Source organism: Achromobacter marplatensis (assembly GCF_002209535.1).
In the GTDB taxonomy this organism is placed as follows: Bacteria; Pseudomonadota; Gammaproteobacteria; order Burkholderiales; family Burkholderiaceae_B; genus Achromobacter; species Achromobacter marplatensis.
The window spans coordinates 26,060-39,165 of the sequence record NZ_NJIG01000015.1 but is presented as its reverse complement, the minus strand read 5'-3'; the positions used below and the strand labels follow the sequence as shown (position 1 = coordinate 39,165).

Below are 13,106 nucleotides of genomic sequence, written 5' to 3'. Positions count from 1 at the left end.
GCGCGCGGCGGTCAAGGCTGGCGCGCGCCAAATTCTTCCACCAGGAAATCCACAAACGCGCGCACCTTCGCCACCATGTGGCGGCGCGACGGATAGACGGCATAGACGTAGGTCTCGACCGGTAGCCAATCTGGCAGCACGGCTTGCAGCGCGCCGCGGTCCAGATCGTCCTGCACATACACGCGCGGCACGAGGCTGACGCCAAAGCCCGCCCGCAACGCATCGCGCACCGCCAGGCTGGAACTGACCTTGTACCGCCCCTGCACGGGCACGCGTTGCGTCTGCCCCGCGCGCGTGAAGACCCATTCATCGGCGTGGCCCGACAACGTGAACTGCACGCGCTCCATGCCCCGCACCGCCTCGGGCGACGCCGGCACGCCCACGCGCCGGAAGTAGGACGGCGCCCCGCACAGTACGTGATCCAGCGTCATCAGCTTTCGGGCCACCAGGCTGGAGTCTTCCAGCCGGTCGGTGCCGCGGATCGCCAGATCGAAACCTTCCTTCACGATGTCGACGCGGCGGTCTTCCAGGTTCAGGTCCAGCGACACCTGCGGATAGCGTTCCAGAAACGCGGGAACGGCGGGACAGATGCGAAGCACGCTCAGCGACATGGGTGCGCTCACGCGCAAGAGTCCGGCGGGTTCGCGCTGCATGGGGCCCAGCGACTGTTCGGCCTCTTGCAGGTCATCCAGGATGCGGGCGACCTGCTCGTAATAGCGCGTGCCGGCTTCGGTCAGGCTCATGCGGCGGGTCGTGCGGTTCAGCAACCGCGCGGCGACGTGGCGTTCAAGCTCGGCGATGTTCTTGCTGACGGCGGCAGGCGACAAGCCCAGTTGGCGCGACGCGGACGCGAACCCGCCCTGCTCCACGACCTGCCTGAAGACCTTCAACGCCGTCAGATGATCCATTGATTATTCACCTACAGTGAATGATATTGCGAATGGAATGGATATTATCGTATGGCGGCGATTCAATTAGTCTGTAGGCCTGAGCCAAACGAGAACGACCATCATGAGCCGCAGTTCCGATCTTCTGCTGACCGCCCTGGCGCCCGCCATCTGGGGCAGCACCTACGTCGTCACCACCTTGATGCTGCCCGCGGACTATCCGCTGACCGTCGCCATGCTGCGTGCGCTGCCGGCCGGCATCCTGCTGCTGCTGGCCGTGCGCCAGTTGCCGCAGGGCATCTGGTGGCTGCGCGCGTTCATCCTCGGCGCGCTGAATTTCTCGGTGTTCTGGGCGCTGCTGTTCGTGGCCGCGTACCGCCTGCCCGGCGGCGTGGCTGCGACCTTGGGCGCAATCCAGCCGCTGGTGGTGATCCTGCTGGCCCGCACGTTGCTGGGCTCGCCGATCCGCAGCCTGTCCGTCGTGGCGGCGCTAAGCGGCCTGGCCGGCGTGGCGCTGCTGGTGCTGACGCCCAAGGCCGCGCTGGATCCGGTGGGCATTGCCGCCGGCTTGGCCAGCGCCGCATCCATGGCGCTGGGCACCGTGCTTAGCCGCCGCTGGCAGCCGCCCGTGTCCGCGCTGACTTTCACCTCTTGGCAATTGACCGCCGGCGGCATCCTGCTGCTACCCGTGTCGCTGCTTGCCGAACCCGCCTTGCCTCCGCTTACCGCCTTGAACGTGACGGGCCTGGCCTATCTGGGGCTGATCGGCGCGGCGCTGACCTATGTGCTGTGGTTCCGCGGCGTCGCAAAGCTGGAACCCGCGGTGGTGTCCTCACTGGGCTTTCTCAGCCCGATTTCGGCGGTGCTGCTGGGCTGGGGCGTGCTGGGCCAGCGCCTCTCCGCCGCGCAATTGGCCGGCATGGCGATCGTGGTGGCCAGCGTGTGGCTAAGCCAGCGCGCCCAGCGGCTGCCAGCCGCCTCGCTCGCCGCGCGGCCAACGCCTTGACCGGCAGCGCGCGGACGTCAACCTTCCTGCCGCATGCGGTGCATGGCCACGAGGTTCTTCTTCGTCTCAAGAATGTGCGCTTGAACCAGGCTTGCCGCCAACTCGCCATCCTGCTTGCGGCAGGCCTCCAGGATGCGGTGGTGATCCGCCTGCGGGCTGTCCATGCCCGCCGCTTGCGACATCACCTCGTAGGTGTAGCGGGCAGTGTTCAGGCCGTACTCCTCGATCAACCGGCGCAGGCGCGTGTTATTCGCCGGGGCGCACAGGGCCAGATGGAAACGGCGTATCGCGTCGACCCGATCCGGCACGGAATCCGCTTCGTCGTAAGCGCGTAGCAGGGCTTCCAAGGCTTCCAGGTCGGCCCGCGCCATGTTCGGCACGGCGGCGCGCACCGCATAGCCTTCCAGCGCGATCCGGATGTCCAGCAACTCGCAGATCTGATCCACGTCCATGCGGATGACGACCGCGCCGCGGTTCAGGGGATACGCCACCAGGCCTTCCGTTTCCAGTTGGCGCAGCGCCTCGCGCACCGGGATGCGGCTGGCCTGGAAACGCGCGGCCAGTTCATCTTGCTTGAGCGGCGTGCCCGCAGGCAAGGCGCCGGTCAAGATATCGAAACGCAGCTGATCGCGGATCCGGTGCGGCAAAGCCTGGGCTGAATTGGACGAGCCCTTCTTCTGGGTAATGCTCATGACGATCGGGTGTCTCTGCGGCGAAGGACGACGGCCTGCGCCAAATGTGGGGGTGGCTCCGACGGGCGGGCCCCCATCGTAGCCCAGCGGGCAAGGGTGATCGCCCCCGAAAACCAGACGCGGATGGTCAGCTGATGCAAGGCTTGCCTCCCCTGCCCGAGCGGATCAGGGGACGCACCCCGCTATCTGTACTGTCTTTTTTGTAACGCCGGCGAATCCAAAAAACTGAGCTGCCAGCCTTTCCCCTATGAGGGAGCGAGCTGGCGCACGGTTTTGCCCTAACTGATCCGCTTTTTTTCTCAGATTCTGAATCTGTACCAATCAGCGCACATATCCTAACTTCGTGGTGCAGGTTCAACACCCGTCTGCGCCTGCCGTCTTGTGACGGAACCCTCGCGCCGGCGACGAAGTCAGGAAGACCGCTATGGATAGCGACGCGCTATTGCTTGCCCGAATACAGTTCGGCTTCACCATTTCTTTTCACATCGTTTTCCCCGCCATCACCATCGGCCTGGCCAGCTATCTGGCCGTCCTGGAAGGCCTGTGGCTGCGGACGCAGAAAACCGTCTATCGCGACCTCTACCACTTCTGGACCAAGATCTTCGCCGTCAACTTCGGCATGGGTGTCGTGTCCGGCCTGGTGATGGCCTATCAGTTCGGCACGAACTGGAGCTTCTTCTCCGATTTCGCCGGCAGCGTCACCGGACCGCTGCTGGCCTATGAAGTGCTGACCGCATTCTTCCTGGAGGCCGGCTTCCTGGGCGTCATGCTGTTCGGCTGGTCGCGCGTGGGCCCGGGCCTGCACTTTTTCTCGACCGTCATGGTGGCGCTGGGCACGCTGGTGTCGGCCACCTGGATCCTGGCGTCCAACAGCTGGATGCAGACACCCGCCGGCTACGAGATCCTGGACGGCCGCGTGGTGCCCACCGATTGGCTGGCCGTGATTTTCAACCCCTCGTTCCCGTACCGCCTGGCGCACATGGGCATCGCCGCCTTCCTGGCCACTGCGCTGATGGTCGGCGCCTCCGGCGCCTGGCACCTGCTGCGCGGCGACCGCAGCCCGGCCGTGAAGAAGATGTTTGCGATGGCGATGGGCATGCTGCTGCTGGTTGCGCCGCTGCAAGCCGTGGTGGGCGACATCCATGGCTTGAACACCCTCAAGCATCAACCCGCCAAGATCGCCGCCATCGAAGGCCATTGGGAAAACGAGCCGGGCGCGGGCGTGCCGCTGACGCTCTTCGGCATTCCCGACATGGAGCGCGAAGAAACGCGCTTTGCGCTGAACGTGCCGCGCCTGGGCAGCCTGATCCTCACGCATAGCTGGGACGGCCAGTTCCCAGGACTGAAGTCGTACCCGCCCGAAGACCGGCCCAACGCGACCGTGGTGTTCTGGTCGTTTCGCATCATGGCCGGGCTGGGCACGCTGATGATCCTGCTGGCGGGCTGGGCTCTGTGGACCCGGTGGCGCGGCCGCTTGTATGAGTCGCGCGCGCTGCAGCGGTTTGCGCTGTGGATGGGGCCGTCGGGCATCATCGCGATGCTGGCTGGCTGGTACGTCACCGAGATCGGCCGCCAGCCCTGGATCGTCTACGGCGTGATGCGCACGGCGGATGCGGCCACGCCCCACGGGTTGGGTGAACTGACGCTGACGCTTGCCCTGTTCGTGGTGGTCTATCTGCTGGTGTTCGGCGCCGGCGTGTCGTACATGCTGCGCCTGATCCGCATGGGCCCCAGCCCCGCACCGGGCCACGCCCCGCTGTCCGGCGGCCCGGGCGAACCGCGCCAGCCGTCGCGCCCGCTGTCCGCAGCGTCCACCCTGGCGGGCACCGAGCCCGCGCAACGCAAGCATTCAGGAGTCTGAGGCCATGGGCATCGATCTTGCACTGATATGGGCCGTCATCATCCTGTTCGGCGTGATGATGTATGTGGTGATGGATGGCTTCGACCTGGGCATCGGCATCCTCTTTCCGCTGATCCGCGACCGCGATGAACGCGACGTCATGGTCAACACCGTGGCGCCCGTCTGGGACGGCAACGAGACCTGGCTGGTGCTGGGCGGCGCGGGCCTGATGGCGGCGTTTCCGCTTGCGTACTCCGTCATCCTCAGCGCGTTGCACCTGCCCCTGGTCTTCATGCTGCTGGGCCTGATCTTTCGCGGCGTGGCGTTCGAATTCCGCTTCAAGGCCGACGAGCACCATCGCCCGCTTTGGGACCGCGCCTTCGTGTTCGGCTCGGTGTGCGCCACATTCTTCCAGGGCGTGACGCTGGGCGCCTACATCGAAGGCATCCCGGTCGTCGACCGCGCCTATCAAGGCGGCGCATGGGACTGGATCAGCCCGTTCTCGATCTTCACGGGCCTGGGGTTGCTGGCGGGTTATGCGCTGCTGGGCTGCACCTGGCTGATCATGAAGACCGAAGGCCGGTTGCACCGCCACATGTGCGACATCGCCCGGCCACTGACGCTGGCGTTGTTGGCCGTCATCGCCGTGCTCAGCATCTGGACGCCGCTGGCGCAGCCGCAGATTGCGCAGCGCTGGTTCAGCCTGCCCAACATGTTCTGGTTCTTCCCGGTCCCCGTTCTGGTGGCGGCCGCCGGTTTCGACCTGATCCGCCGCGTGCGCGGCATGCCGGCCGCCGGACCCTTCATGCTGTCGCTGTGCCTGGTGTTCCTGGCCTACAGCGGCCTGGGCATCAGCATCTGGCCGGCGATCATCCCGCCTGACGTGTCGATCTGGACCGCAGCTGCGCCACCGCAAAGCCTGGGTTTCGCATTGGTGGGAGCTTTGCTGATCATTCCCATTATCCTGATGTATACCGCCTGGTCGTACTACGTCTTCCGCGGCAAGGTCCGCACTGGCGAGGAGTTCCACTGATGAATGCGATGAACCGCCCCTCTCACCCGCTGCCGTCGTGGCGCAGCCGTCTGTTGTGGCTGGCGCTGATCTGGGCAGGCAGCGTCGCCGCGCTGGGCGTGACCGCCTATGCACTGCGCTTGGTCATGCGGGCCATTGGTATGTCGCTATGAATGCCCCCACGCTGCACACGCTTCGCGTGCTTGCTGCCCCCCGAGGGGGCGCTTTTTACCTTGGGGCGGCCCGGCGGAAAAAGGCCCCCACGCTGCACACGCTTCGCGTGCTTGCTGCCCCCCCGAGGGGGCGCTTTTTACCTTGGGGCGGCCCGGCGGAAAAAAGGGCCCCCACGCTGCACACGCTGCGCGTGCTATCTGAACCGCGTAAATAGGACCTGCCATGAAGCGCTATGAACGGCTGACAGAAGACATCACCGCCTCGATCCGATCGGGCCTGCTGCAAGTGGGTGACCGCTTGCCCTCGGTGCGGCAGACCAGCACCAGCCGCGGGGTCAGCCCGTCTACGGTGTTCAAGGCCTATTACCTGCTGGAAGCGCGCGGGCTGATTCGCGCGCGCGACCGTTCCGGCTACTACGTGCTGCGCGACCCGCATGGCGCCCTGCCCGAACCCGAGGCGCTGTCGACCGCCAGCGCGGGCCGCCACCCCGTGGACGTCAGCGACAACGTGCTGCAGGTGCTGAACGCCACCTTGCGCCGCGACATGATCCCCTTCGGCTCGGCCTTTCCCAGCCCGTCGCTGCTGCCCTATGGCCGACTGGCCAAGTTCATGGCGTCCACCGTACAGCGGCTGGATCCGTGGGGCTCGATCGATGACCTCAGCCCCGGCGATCCGGCGCTGCGCCGCGCGATCGCGCTGCGCTACCTGGCCGACGGCGTGTCCGTGCCGGTGGACGACATCATCATCACCAACGGCGCGCTGGACGCGCTGAACCTGAGCCTTGCCGCAGTCACGAACCCGGGCGACGCGGTGATCGTGGAATCCCCCACGTTCTATGCCGCGCTGCAATCGCTGGAACGCAATCAACTGCATGCCATCGAAGTGGCGACGCATCCGCGCGAAGGCATCGACCTGCAAGCGCTGGAGCAGGCCATCCTGCAGCACCGCCCGCGCGCCTGCTGGCTGATGACGACGTTCCAGAATCCGTTGGGCAGCCTGATGCCCGACAGCAAAAAGGAAGCGCTGGTCAAGCTGTTGACCAAGCACGGCGTGGCGCTGATCGAAGACGACGTCTACGGCGAACTCTACTTCGGCGAAACGCGGCCACGTCCGGCCAAGGCGTTCGACAAGGAAGGCATCGTGATGCACTGCTCGTCCTTTTCGAAGACGCTGGCGCCGGGCTATCGCGTAGGCTGGGTGGCGGCCGGGCGCTACACGCGCAAGATCATGCGCAACAAGCTGACCACCAGCCTGGCCACCGCCGCGCCGACCCAGGCCGCCATCGCGGCCTATCTGGAAAAAGGCGGCTTCGACCGCCACCTGCGGCAATTCCGCCAGACGCTGGCCTTGCAGCAGGGCGAACTGCTGCAAGCCGTGGCCCGCTACTTTCCCAAAGGCACGCGCGCGACCCGGCCGGCGGGCGGCTACTTCGTGTGGGTGGAACTGCCCGCCCATATCGACACGCTGAAGGTGCACCGCGCCGCGCTGGACCATGGCATCAGCATCGCGCCGGGGCCCCTGTTCTCGTCGTCGGGCGCGTTCGGCAATTTCCTGCGCTTAAATCACGGCCACCCGTGGAGCGTGGACCTGGAACAAGGAATGGCGACACTCGGGAAGCTGCTGGGCAGTGCGTGATGGGAAAGTGATTAACACGTTCAAGACATGAAATTCAGATTCTTGATACAGATCGACACCGGGGCTGCCGCAGCCATCCTTTAGAGTTCGAGGCCTTTCATTTTCCTGCGGTGCCGCGTCGCGGCCCCATGCCTATGACCGCCTCATTTCCCCGTGTTCTGCCACGTTATGCGTTGGGCTGCTACGCCGGCGCATTCGCCCTGCTTTACCTGTTCAGCGCCCAGTTGCTGGCCACGTTGGACATCTGGCTGCTGCCGCGCAGCCTGCTGATCGAAATGCTGCGCTATCGCGCGATGTGGCTGGTGTTCTTCCTGACTTTGCCGACCGTCGGCTATCTGCTCTGGCGCGGGTCGGATCTGGTCGCCTGGTGGCGCGCGCCTGCCGAGCTGACGCTGGACAGCCACGCCCTGCACATCGGCCCCCGCACACTGGCCTATACCGATGTGGCGTCGATCCGGCATCAACACAATCGCGACCATCTGGTGCTGACCCTGCGAGACGGTGAACGCGTGCGCATCCGCCTGGCCATCTGGGAAGACGGCTATGCGCTTGCCGACCAGCTGGAAGAATCGGTCGGCGGCAATCTGGAGGCCACCACGCTGCGCCGCCTACAGGCCCAAGACACGGTCGGCTTCGGCCCGCTGTCCATGAATGCGTCGGGCCTGACCTACAAAGGACACATGATCCCGTGGGCCGCCATCGATTCCATCCGCACGCAATCAGACAGCGAAGGCATGGAGACCGACGAGACCCTGATCATCGTCGCGCGCGGCAAGACCCACAAGATCGACCGCTCCAAGATCGTCAATGAACCGGTCATGCTGGCCTGCCTGCGCCAGTACCTGCCCGGCGCCTGAACGACACCCATCTCCCGGCGCCTCGCGCCCACGCCCCCTTCCCCTCTTTGTGCAGCCACCAGCCATGGAAATCTACAGCTCTACCGCCCAGCAATCCCAGACGCTCGCCGATCGCCCGGTGTACTTTTCGCGCAACCGCCTGGTCGCCGGCGCCATCGTCTGGAGCCTTGCCGCCCTGGCCTTTGGCGCCCTGACACTGAACGCACGCGGCAACACCGGCGGGATGGCCTTCTTCGGTGCTATCACTGCGATCGCCATCTGGCTGGTCGTCAAATGCCTCAAGCGTGCGTTCGGCCCCGCGACGCCCGTCATTACCTTCACGCGCGGCGGCCTCAAGCTGACCGACGGCACTGTCATCCCCTGGCACGCCATCAACGAGAACACCTACGTCAACCAGAACTACGTGGGCATCCCGACCGCCAAGCAGATCCAGCTTAAGACCTCGTTGCCGGACAGGAAGCGCGTGCTGATTTCAGCGATGGCGCTGGAGATCAACGGCGACGAGTATCTGGCGCTGTGCGATGCGTATCAGGCGCGGTAACGCTGACTGAAGTGACCTCTGCGACGTGTTCGCGCAGTTGCGTTACAAGTTCTAGGCCAGGCGCCTATCGCGCACTCGTCGGGGCGGCAGCACGTACCGCCTCGACCTCGTGCATCAGGGATGCCGCGTCTGGCCGCAACGACAGGACAAGCCGGCCATGCCGGTCGATCGCGCCCCACTCGCCGCCCGACATGAAGCTGTGTTCGCCGTCTGGCGTGAAGGTCTTGCGGCAGCCCTCGCACACGACGGCCAGGCCCGCGCTGTAACGGTCGACCCATTCGTAAGGGGTGGCCAGCACGCGGTTGAGCTGCGTGTCGTAATAGGCCATGCCGCCGGACCAGGGACCGCGTGTCAGGCCGTCTTCGAAGTCGTCGGCCATGTTGTCGTAGGTGATGACGGCGGCCGACTTGCCATCGGGCCGAACCCAATACCAGGACCGATTCGTGAACACCGGCGACAAGCCATCGGCGTCGAAATCCATCTGGCCCAACAGGCCGGGGCGGAACACCAACGTGTCACCATCCACGCGCGCGCAGTGTTCGGCGGAATTCAACATTCCGCCTTCGTCTTTTTCCGCGATCATGCAGTTCAGGTCGAACGTGACGGCGGCATCCGCCGACGTCACCGTCAGCAGAGAAAACAACAGAGTCGTCAACATGGCGGGCATCCTAGCACGCGAATACGCTCGGCCGGGATAGGCGCGCCATGCTGAAGAAAGGCGGCTTGCGCCCCCCGCGTCAGTTCGCCGTTGCCCCTGAGTCCTTCACGGCTTTCGCCCAGGCCGTGATTTCGGACTGGATGAACGTGCCGAACGCGGCGGTGTTCAGGTTGGAGGCGGCAGCGCCTTCTTCCATCAGGCGCTGCTTGACGGCGGGCGCGGCCAAGGCGCCGCCCAGCGCCGCATTCAGCGTGGACACCACCGCGTCCGGCGTGCCGGCCGGCGCGACGATGCCGTGCCACGACACCGCCTGGAAACCGGGCAGGCCGGATTCCGCCATCGTCGGCACATCGGGCATCGCCGGCGAACGCTGGGGCGAGGTCACGGCCAGCGCGCGCAAGGTGCCCGCCTTTACGTGCGGCAGCACGCCGGGTATGGTGGTAAACATGAAATCGATCTGGCCGCCGATCAGGTCAGTGATGGCCGGGCTGCCGCCCTTGTATGGCACGTGCGTGAATTGCAACTTGGCCGCGCTCTTGAACATCTCGCCGGCCAGATGGCCCGGGGTGCCGGCGCCCGCCGAACCCATGTTGGTCTTGTCGCCCTGCGAGCGGATGTACGCGATCAGCTCCTGCACATTGGCGGCCTTGACGTTGGGACCGATGACCAGCACGTTCGGCACGGTCGCCAAGAGCGTGACCGGTTTGAAGTCCTTCACCGCATCGTAAGAGATGCGCGAGTACAGCGACGGATTGATGCCGTGCGTGCTGGCGGTAGCCAGCAGCAGGGTGTATCCGTCCGGCGCCGAGGAGGCCACCTGCTTGGCGGCGATGGTGCCGTTGGCCCCGCCCTTGTTGTCGATGACGATGGTCTGGCCCAGCGTCTTGGCCGCTTCGGCCGCGACCGTTCTTGCCAGGATGTCGGACGTGCCGCCGGCCGAATGCGGCACCACGAGCGTGATGGGTTTGGTGGGGAAGGATTGCGCGTGCGCCGCCGGCAATGCCGGCGACAGACAGGCGGCCAGCGCAACGCGCGCCAGCAGTCGGGTACGGAACATGGAAGTCTCCTGGGTTGTTGTTGAATGCGGCGCCTTCAAAGGACGCCGTCATGCCCGCGCGGGACGGGTCCGGTCAATCGGCCCCCAGTTGCAGCTTGTTGGGCTGGCGCTTTTCAATGGACCACTTGAGCAGCGCGGCAGACCGGTAGATGCCGTGCGCGAACTTGCCGTAGGGCAGCGTCAGGAACAGCGCCATCACCACGCCCAGGTGTATCGCCAGCAGCAAGGCCATGGCACTGCCGTCGCGTCCGGCCAGCAACGCCAAGCCCGTGGCGCTGGTCAGGAACAGCAGCATGATGAAACCGCGGTCCATCGGTTTTTGCGCCGCGTCGCCTTGTTGCGGGTGGCGCTTGACGTTCAGCCACAGCAAGCCGGCCGGGCCGATCAACAGGCCGATGCCGCCCGCCGTGCCCAACAACACCGGCGCGCTCCAGAACGGATAAGGCGCCTGCTGGCCCAGCAGGTAGTGGTAGAGCGTCGCCACACAGGTGGCCGCGAAACACAGCATGAAGCCGTAGAACGTGAAGTGGTGGAAGCGCCGGCGCCACAGGGTGAAGGCGTCGTCCGCGTTGTTGCAACCCTTGCCGTGCCCGCCATCCAGATAGCGCAGGCGCAGCGCGTCGTGCGCCGCCTCCGCCACCGCAGCGCCGGACGCAGCACCCGGACTGACGTTGCGCCAGAAGCGCGTAACGCCCACGCCCAGCGCCAGCACCGAAAAGCCGAACACCACGCCGAACATCAGCGCCAGCGTGTTGTGCGGGAACACGGCGTAGAAGTTGCCGGCCATCGGCGCGTGGAACAGGCCGCCCGCCATCAGCACCGCCAACACCAGGAACAACGCCAGGCCGCCTGCCGTGGCCAAGGACAAGGCCAGGCCATTGCGCTTGTACAGCGCGCCCAGCGCAGCGGGCCAGGCGTAGTCGGTATAGGTCTGCACCCGGACGCGGGCCATGGCCTGCGGCACGTTCACCGCGAATTCATGCGGCGGCGCGTACTGACAGGCGTGCAGACAGGCGCCGCAGTTGTGGCACAGGTTGGCCAGATAGTTCAGGTCGGCCTTGCCGAATTCCAGGCGGCGGGTCATGGCCGGGAACACCGCACAGAAGCCTTCGCAATAGCGGCAGGCGTTGCAGATCTGCATGACGCGGGCGACTTCGGTTTCGTCGGCGGTCAGCAATTCCGCTTGAGGCTTTGCCTCCTTGCCCAGCCAGCGCACCGGCTGCTCGGTCATGGCAGGCGCGGCCTCGACATGCGGGGTGGAAAAAGACTGCGCCTCGCGGGCCAGGGCTTCAAGCTGCTTCATGGGGTGCTCTTCGCAAGGGTCTGGGCGCGCGCGGCGGCGGCGGCCCGGGTGCCGGCAATGCGGCCAAACGCCGTGCCGATGGACATGCCCACCCCGGCCGTGTAGCCCTTGCCCAGCACGTTGCCGGCCATCATTTCGCCGGCCACGAACAGGTTGTCGCTGGGCACGTCGTTGAACCGCACCGCGGCGGTGTCATCCACCTTCAGGCCCAGATAGGTAAACGTGATGCCCGGGCGCAGTGCGTAGCCGTAGAACGGCGCGGTGTCGATTGGCCGCGCCCAGTGCGTCTTGGCGGGCGTGACGCCCTCGGTATGGCAATCGTCCAGCGCGGTGTGGTCGAACGTGCCGACCCGACAGGACGCGTTGTAATCGGCCAAGGTCTGCGCGAACGTGGCGGGGTCCAGGCCCAGCTTTTCAGCCAGTTCGGGCAGCGTATCGGCCTGCACGCCTGGAAACACCGGCGGCATGAAACGGCCAATGGCCTTGGCATCGATGATGGAATAGGCGACCTGGCCGGGCTGCATGGCGGTCAGCCGGCCCCAGATGGCGTAGCGCTTGGGCCAGAAGTCCTCGCCTTCGTCGTAGAAACGCACCGCGTCGCGGTTGACTACCACGCCCAGCGACACGCAATCGATGCGGGTACAGATGCCGCCGTCGTACAGCGGTGCACGCGCATCGATCGCCACGCAATGCGATTGGGACGGATCGCCGATGCTGTCGGCGCCCGCGTCCAGCATGAATTTCAACAGCACGCCCATGTTGAAGCGCGTGCCGCGGATCAGGAAATTGTCGGCAGGCCATTCGCCGCGCTCGTTCTGGCCCCACGCTTCACGCAGCCATTCCCGGTTGGACTCGAAGCCGCCCGCGGCCAGCACACAGGCGCGCGCCTCGATGCGTTCGTCGCCGATGCGCGCCGCCTTGAAGCGGCCGTCTTCAAGCTCCAGCGCGTCGACCGGGGCGTTGTAGCGGATCTGCACGCCCAGCGCCTCGGCGCTGCGGTAATAGGCATTCACCAGCGCCTTGCCGCCGCCCATGAAGAAAGCATTGGTGCGCGCCACGTGCAGCGCGCCCGACAGCGGCGGCTGGAAGTTCACGCCATGCCGGCGCATCCAGTCGCGGCAGGTGGCCGATTCGCGGATGACCAGGCGCGCCAGATGCTCATTGGTCAGCCCGCCAGTGACCTTCAACAGGTCCTGCCAGTATTCCTCTTCGGGATAGGCGTCGGTCAGCACGTCCTGCGGCGCGTCGTGCATGCAGCGCAAGTTGCGCGTGTGCTGCGAATTTCCGCCACGCCATTCACGCGGCGCCGCTTCCAGCAGCATCACGCTTGCGCCGGCCTCGCGCGCCATCAGGGCCGCGCACAGCGCCGCATTGCCCCCTCCCACCACCAAGACGTCCACCATGCCATCGTCCCCGAATCAAGGGACCGACTGTACCCAGCGGG

The 13,106-nt window shown here is 65.9% G+C and carries 13 protein-coding genes; 7 read left to right on the top strand and 6 right to left on the bottom strand.

All coding sequences use genetic code 11. The features are described 5' to 3' along the window. Positions 1–11: 11 nt before the first annotated feature. Positions 12–908: a LysR family transcriptional regulator gene (locus CEY09_RS25175; RefSeq protein ID WP_088590701.1), complete on the bottom strand. Its 897-nt coding sequence runs from the start codon at positions 906–908 to the stop codon at positions 12–14. 103 nt (positions 909–1,011) lie between these two features. Between CEY09_RS25175 and CEY09_RS25170 the strand changes: the two genes are divergently transcribed. Next, positions 1,012–1,893: an EamA family transporter gene (locus tag CEY09_RS25170; protein ID WP_088590700.1), complete on the top strand. Its 882-nt coding sequence runs from the start codon at positions 1,012–1,014 to the stop codon at positions 1,891–1,893. 17 nt (positions 1,894–1,910) lie between these two features. Here CEY09_RS25170 and CEY09_RS25165 read toward each other — a convergent pair whose 3' ends face one another. Continuing rightward, positions 1,911–2,585, bottom strand: coding sequence for a GntR family transcriptional regulator (locus tag CEY09_RS25165; protein WP_088590699.1), 675 nt, complete (start codon positions 2,583–2,585; stop codon positions 1,911–1,913). A 424-nt stretch (positions 2,586–3,009) separates the two neighbouring features. Here CEY09_RS25165 and CEY09_RS25160 point away from each other — a divergent pair, with 424 nt between their 5' ends. From CEY09_RS25160 to CEY09_RS25135, 6 genes are all read left to right on the top strand, one after another. Further along, positions 3,010–4,446, top strand: a complete 1,437-nt coding sequence (locus CEY09_RS25160) for a cytochrome ubiquinol oxidase subunit I (RefSeq protein ID WP_088590698.1) — start codon at positions 3,010–3,012, stop codon at positions 4,444–4,446. Positions 4,447–4,450: 4 nt separating this feature from the next. After that, a complete protein-coding gene (gene cydB, locus CEY09_RS25155; protein WP_006226157.1) occupies positions 4,451–5,458 on the top strand; it encodes a cytochrome d ubiquinol oxidase subunit II in 1,008 nt (335 codons plus the stop codon). 8 nt (positions 5,459–5,466) lie between these two features. Then, complete coding sequence (locus CEY09_RS25150) at positions 5,467–5,610, top strand: DUF2474 domain-containing protein (protein WP_081534318.1); 144 nt, start codon at positions 5,467–5,469, stop codon at positions 5,608–5,610. Positions 5,611–5,833: 223 nt separating this feature from the next. Beyond that, positions 5,834–7,246: an aminotransferase-like domain-containing protein gene (locus CEY09_RS25145; protein WP_006226155.1), complete on the top strand. Its 1,413-nt coding sequence runs from the start codon at positions 5,834–5,836 to the stop codon at positions 7,244–7,246. 134 nt (positions 7,247–7,380) lie between these two features. Beyond that, the gene (locus tag CEY09_RS25140) at positions 7,381–8,103 is read left to right on the top strand and encodes a hypothetical protein (protein WP_088590697.1); all 723 of its coding nucleotides are present in this window, start codon (positions 7,381–7,383) and stop codon (positions 8,101–8,103) included. A 64-nt stretch (positions 8,104–8,167) separates the two neighbouring features. After that, positions 8,168–8,644, top strand: a complete 477-nt coding sequence (locus CEY09_RS25135) for a hypothetical protein (protein ID WP_088590696.1) — start codon at positions 8,168–8,170, stop codon at positions 8,642–8,644. Positions 8,645–8,708: 64 nt separating this feature from the next. Here the strand turns inward: CEY09_RS25135 and CEY09_RS25130 are convergent, their stop codons facing one another. The 4 genes from CEY09_RS25130 to tcuA all read right to left on the bottom strand — a co-directional run bounded on the left by CEY09_RS25130 (position 8,709) and on the right by tcuA (position 13,065). After that, positions 8,709–9,302: a hypothetical protein gene (locus CEY09_RS25130; protein ID WP_088590695.1), complete on the bottom strand. Its 594-nt coding sequence runs from the start codon at positions 9,300–9,302 to the stop codon at positions 8,709–8,711. Positions 9,303–9,381: 79 nt separating this feature from the next. Further along, positions 9,382–10,359: a Bug family tripartite tricarboxylate transporter substrate binding protein gene (locus CEY09_RS25125; protein WP_088590694.1), complete on the bottom strand. Its 978-nt coding sequence runs from the start codon at positions 10,357–10,359 to the stop codon at positions 9,382–9,384. A gap of 73 nt (positions 10,360–10,432) precedes the next feature. Next, positions 10,433–11,662: a tricarballylate utilization 4Fe-4S protein TcuB gene (gene tcuB / locus CEY09_RS25120; RefSeq protein WP_088590693.1), complete on the bottom strand. Its 1,230-nt coding sequence runs from the start codon at positions 11,660–11,662 to the stop codon at positions 10,433–10,435. Further along, positions 11,659–13,065 carry an FAD-dependent tricarballylate dehydrogenase TcuA gene (gene tcuA, locus CEY09_RS25115; RefSeq protein ID WP_088590692.1) on the bottom strand — a complete coding sequence of 469 codons (1,407 nt, stop codon included), beginning with the start codon at positions 13,063–13,065 and terminating at the stop codon, positions 11,659–11,661. Before tcuA ends, tcuB begins: the two co-directional genes overlap by 4 nt. Positions 13,066–13,106 lie beyond the last annotated feature (41 nt).

Bases quoted from the DNA above. Each gene is read 5' to 3' on its own strand.
- CEY09_RS25130 (WP_088590695.1), bottom strand. From the start codon at position 9,302: ATGTTGACGACTCTGTTGTTTTCTCTGCTGACGGTGACGTCGGCGGAT.
- CEY09_RS25140 (WP_088590697.1), top strand. From the start codon at position 7,381: ATGACCGCCTCATTTCCCCGTGTTCTGCCACGTTATGCGTTGGGCTGC.
- CEY09_RS25165 (WP_088590699.1), bottom strand. From the start codon at position 2,585: ATGAGCATTACCCAGAAGAAGGGCTCGTCCAATTCAGCCCAGGCTTTG.
- CEY09_RS25135 (WP_088590696.1), top strand. From the start codon at position 8,168: ATGGAAATCTACAGCTCTACCGCCCAGCAATCCCAGACGCTCGCCGAT.
- CEY09_RS25170 (WP_088590700.1), top strand. From the start codon at position 1,012: ATGAGCCGCAGTTCCGATCTTCTGCTGACCGCCCTGGCGCCCGCCATC.
- CEY09_RS25150 (WP_081534318.1), top strand. From the start codon at position 5,467: ATGAACCGCCCCTCTCACCCGCTGCCGTCGTGGCGCAGCCGTCTGTTG.
- cydB (WP_006226157.1), top strand. From the start codon at position 4,451: ATGGGCATCGATCTTGCACTGATATGGGCCGTCATCATCCTGTTCGGC.
- CEY09_RS25145 (WP_006226155.1), top strand. From the start codon at position 5,834: ATGAAGCGCTATGAACGGCTGACAGAAGACATCACCGCCTCGATCCGA.
- CEY09_RS25175 (WP_088590701.1), bottom strand. From the start codon at position 908: ATGGATCATCTGACGGCGTTGAAGGTCTTCAGGCAGGTCGTGGAGCAG.
- tcuB (WP_088590693.1), bottom strand. From the start codon at position 11,662: ATGAAGCAGCTTGAAGCCCTGGCCCGCGAGGCGCAGTCTTTTTCCACC.
- tcuA (WP_088590692.1), bottom strand. From the start codon at position 13,065: ATGGTGGACGTCTTGGTGGTGGGAGGGGGCAATGCGGCGCTGTGCGCG.
- CEY09_RS25125 (WP_088590694.1), bottom strand. From the start codon at position 10,359: ATGTTCCGTACCCGACTGCTGGCGCGCGTTGCGCTGGCCGCCTGTCTG.
- CEY09_RS25160 (WP_088590698.1), top strand. From the start codon at position 3,010: ATGGATAGCGACGCGCTATTGCTTGCCCGAATACAGTTCGGCTTCACC.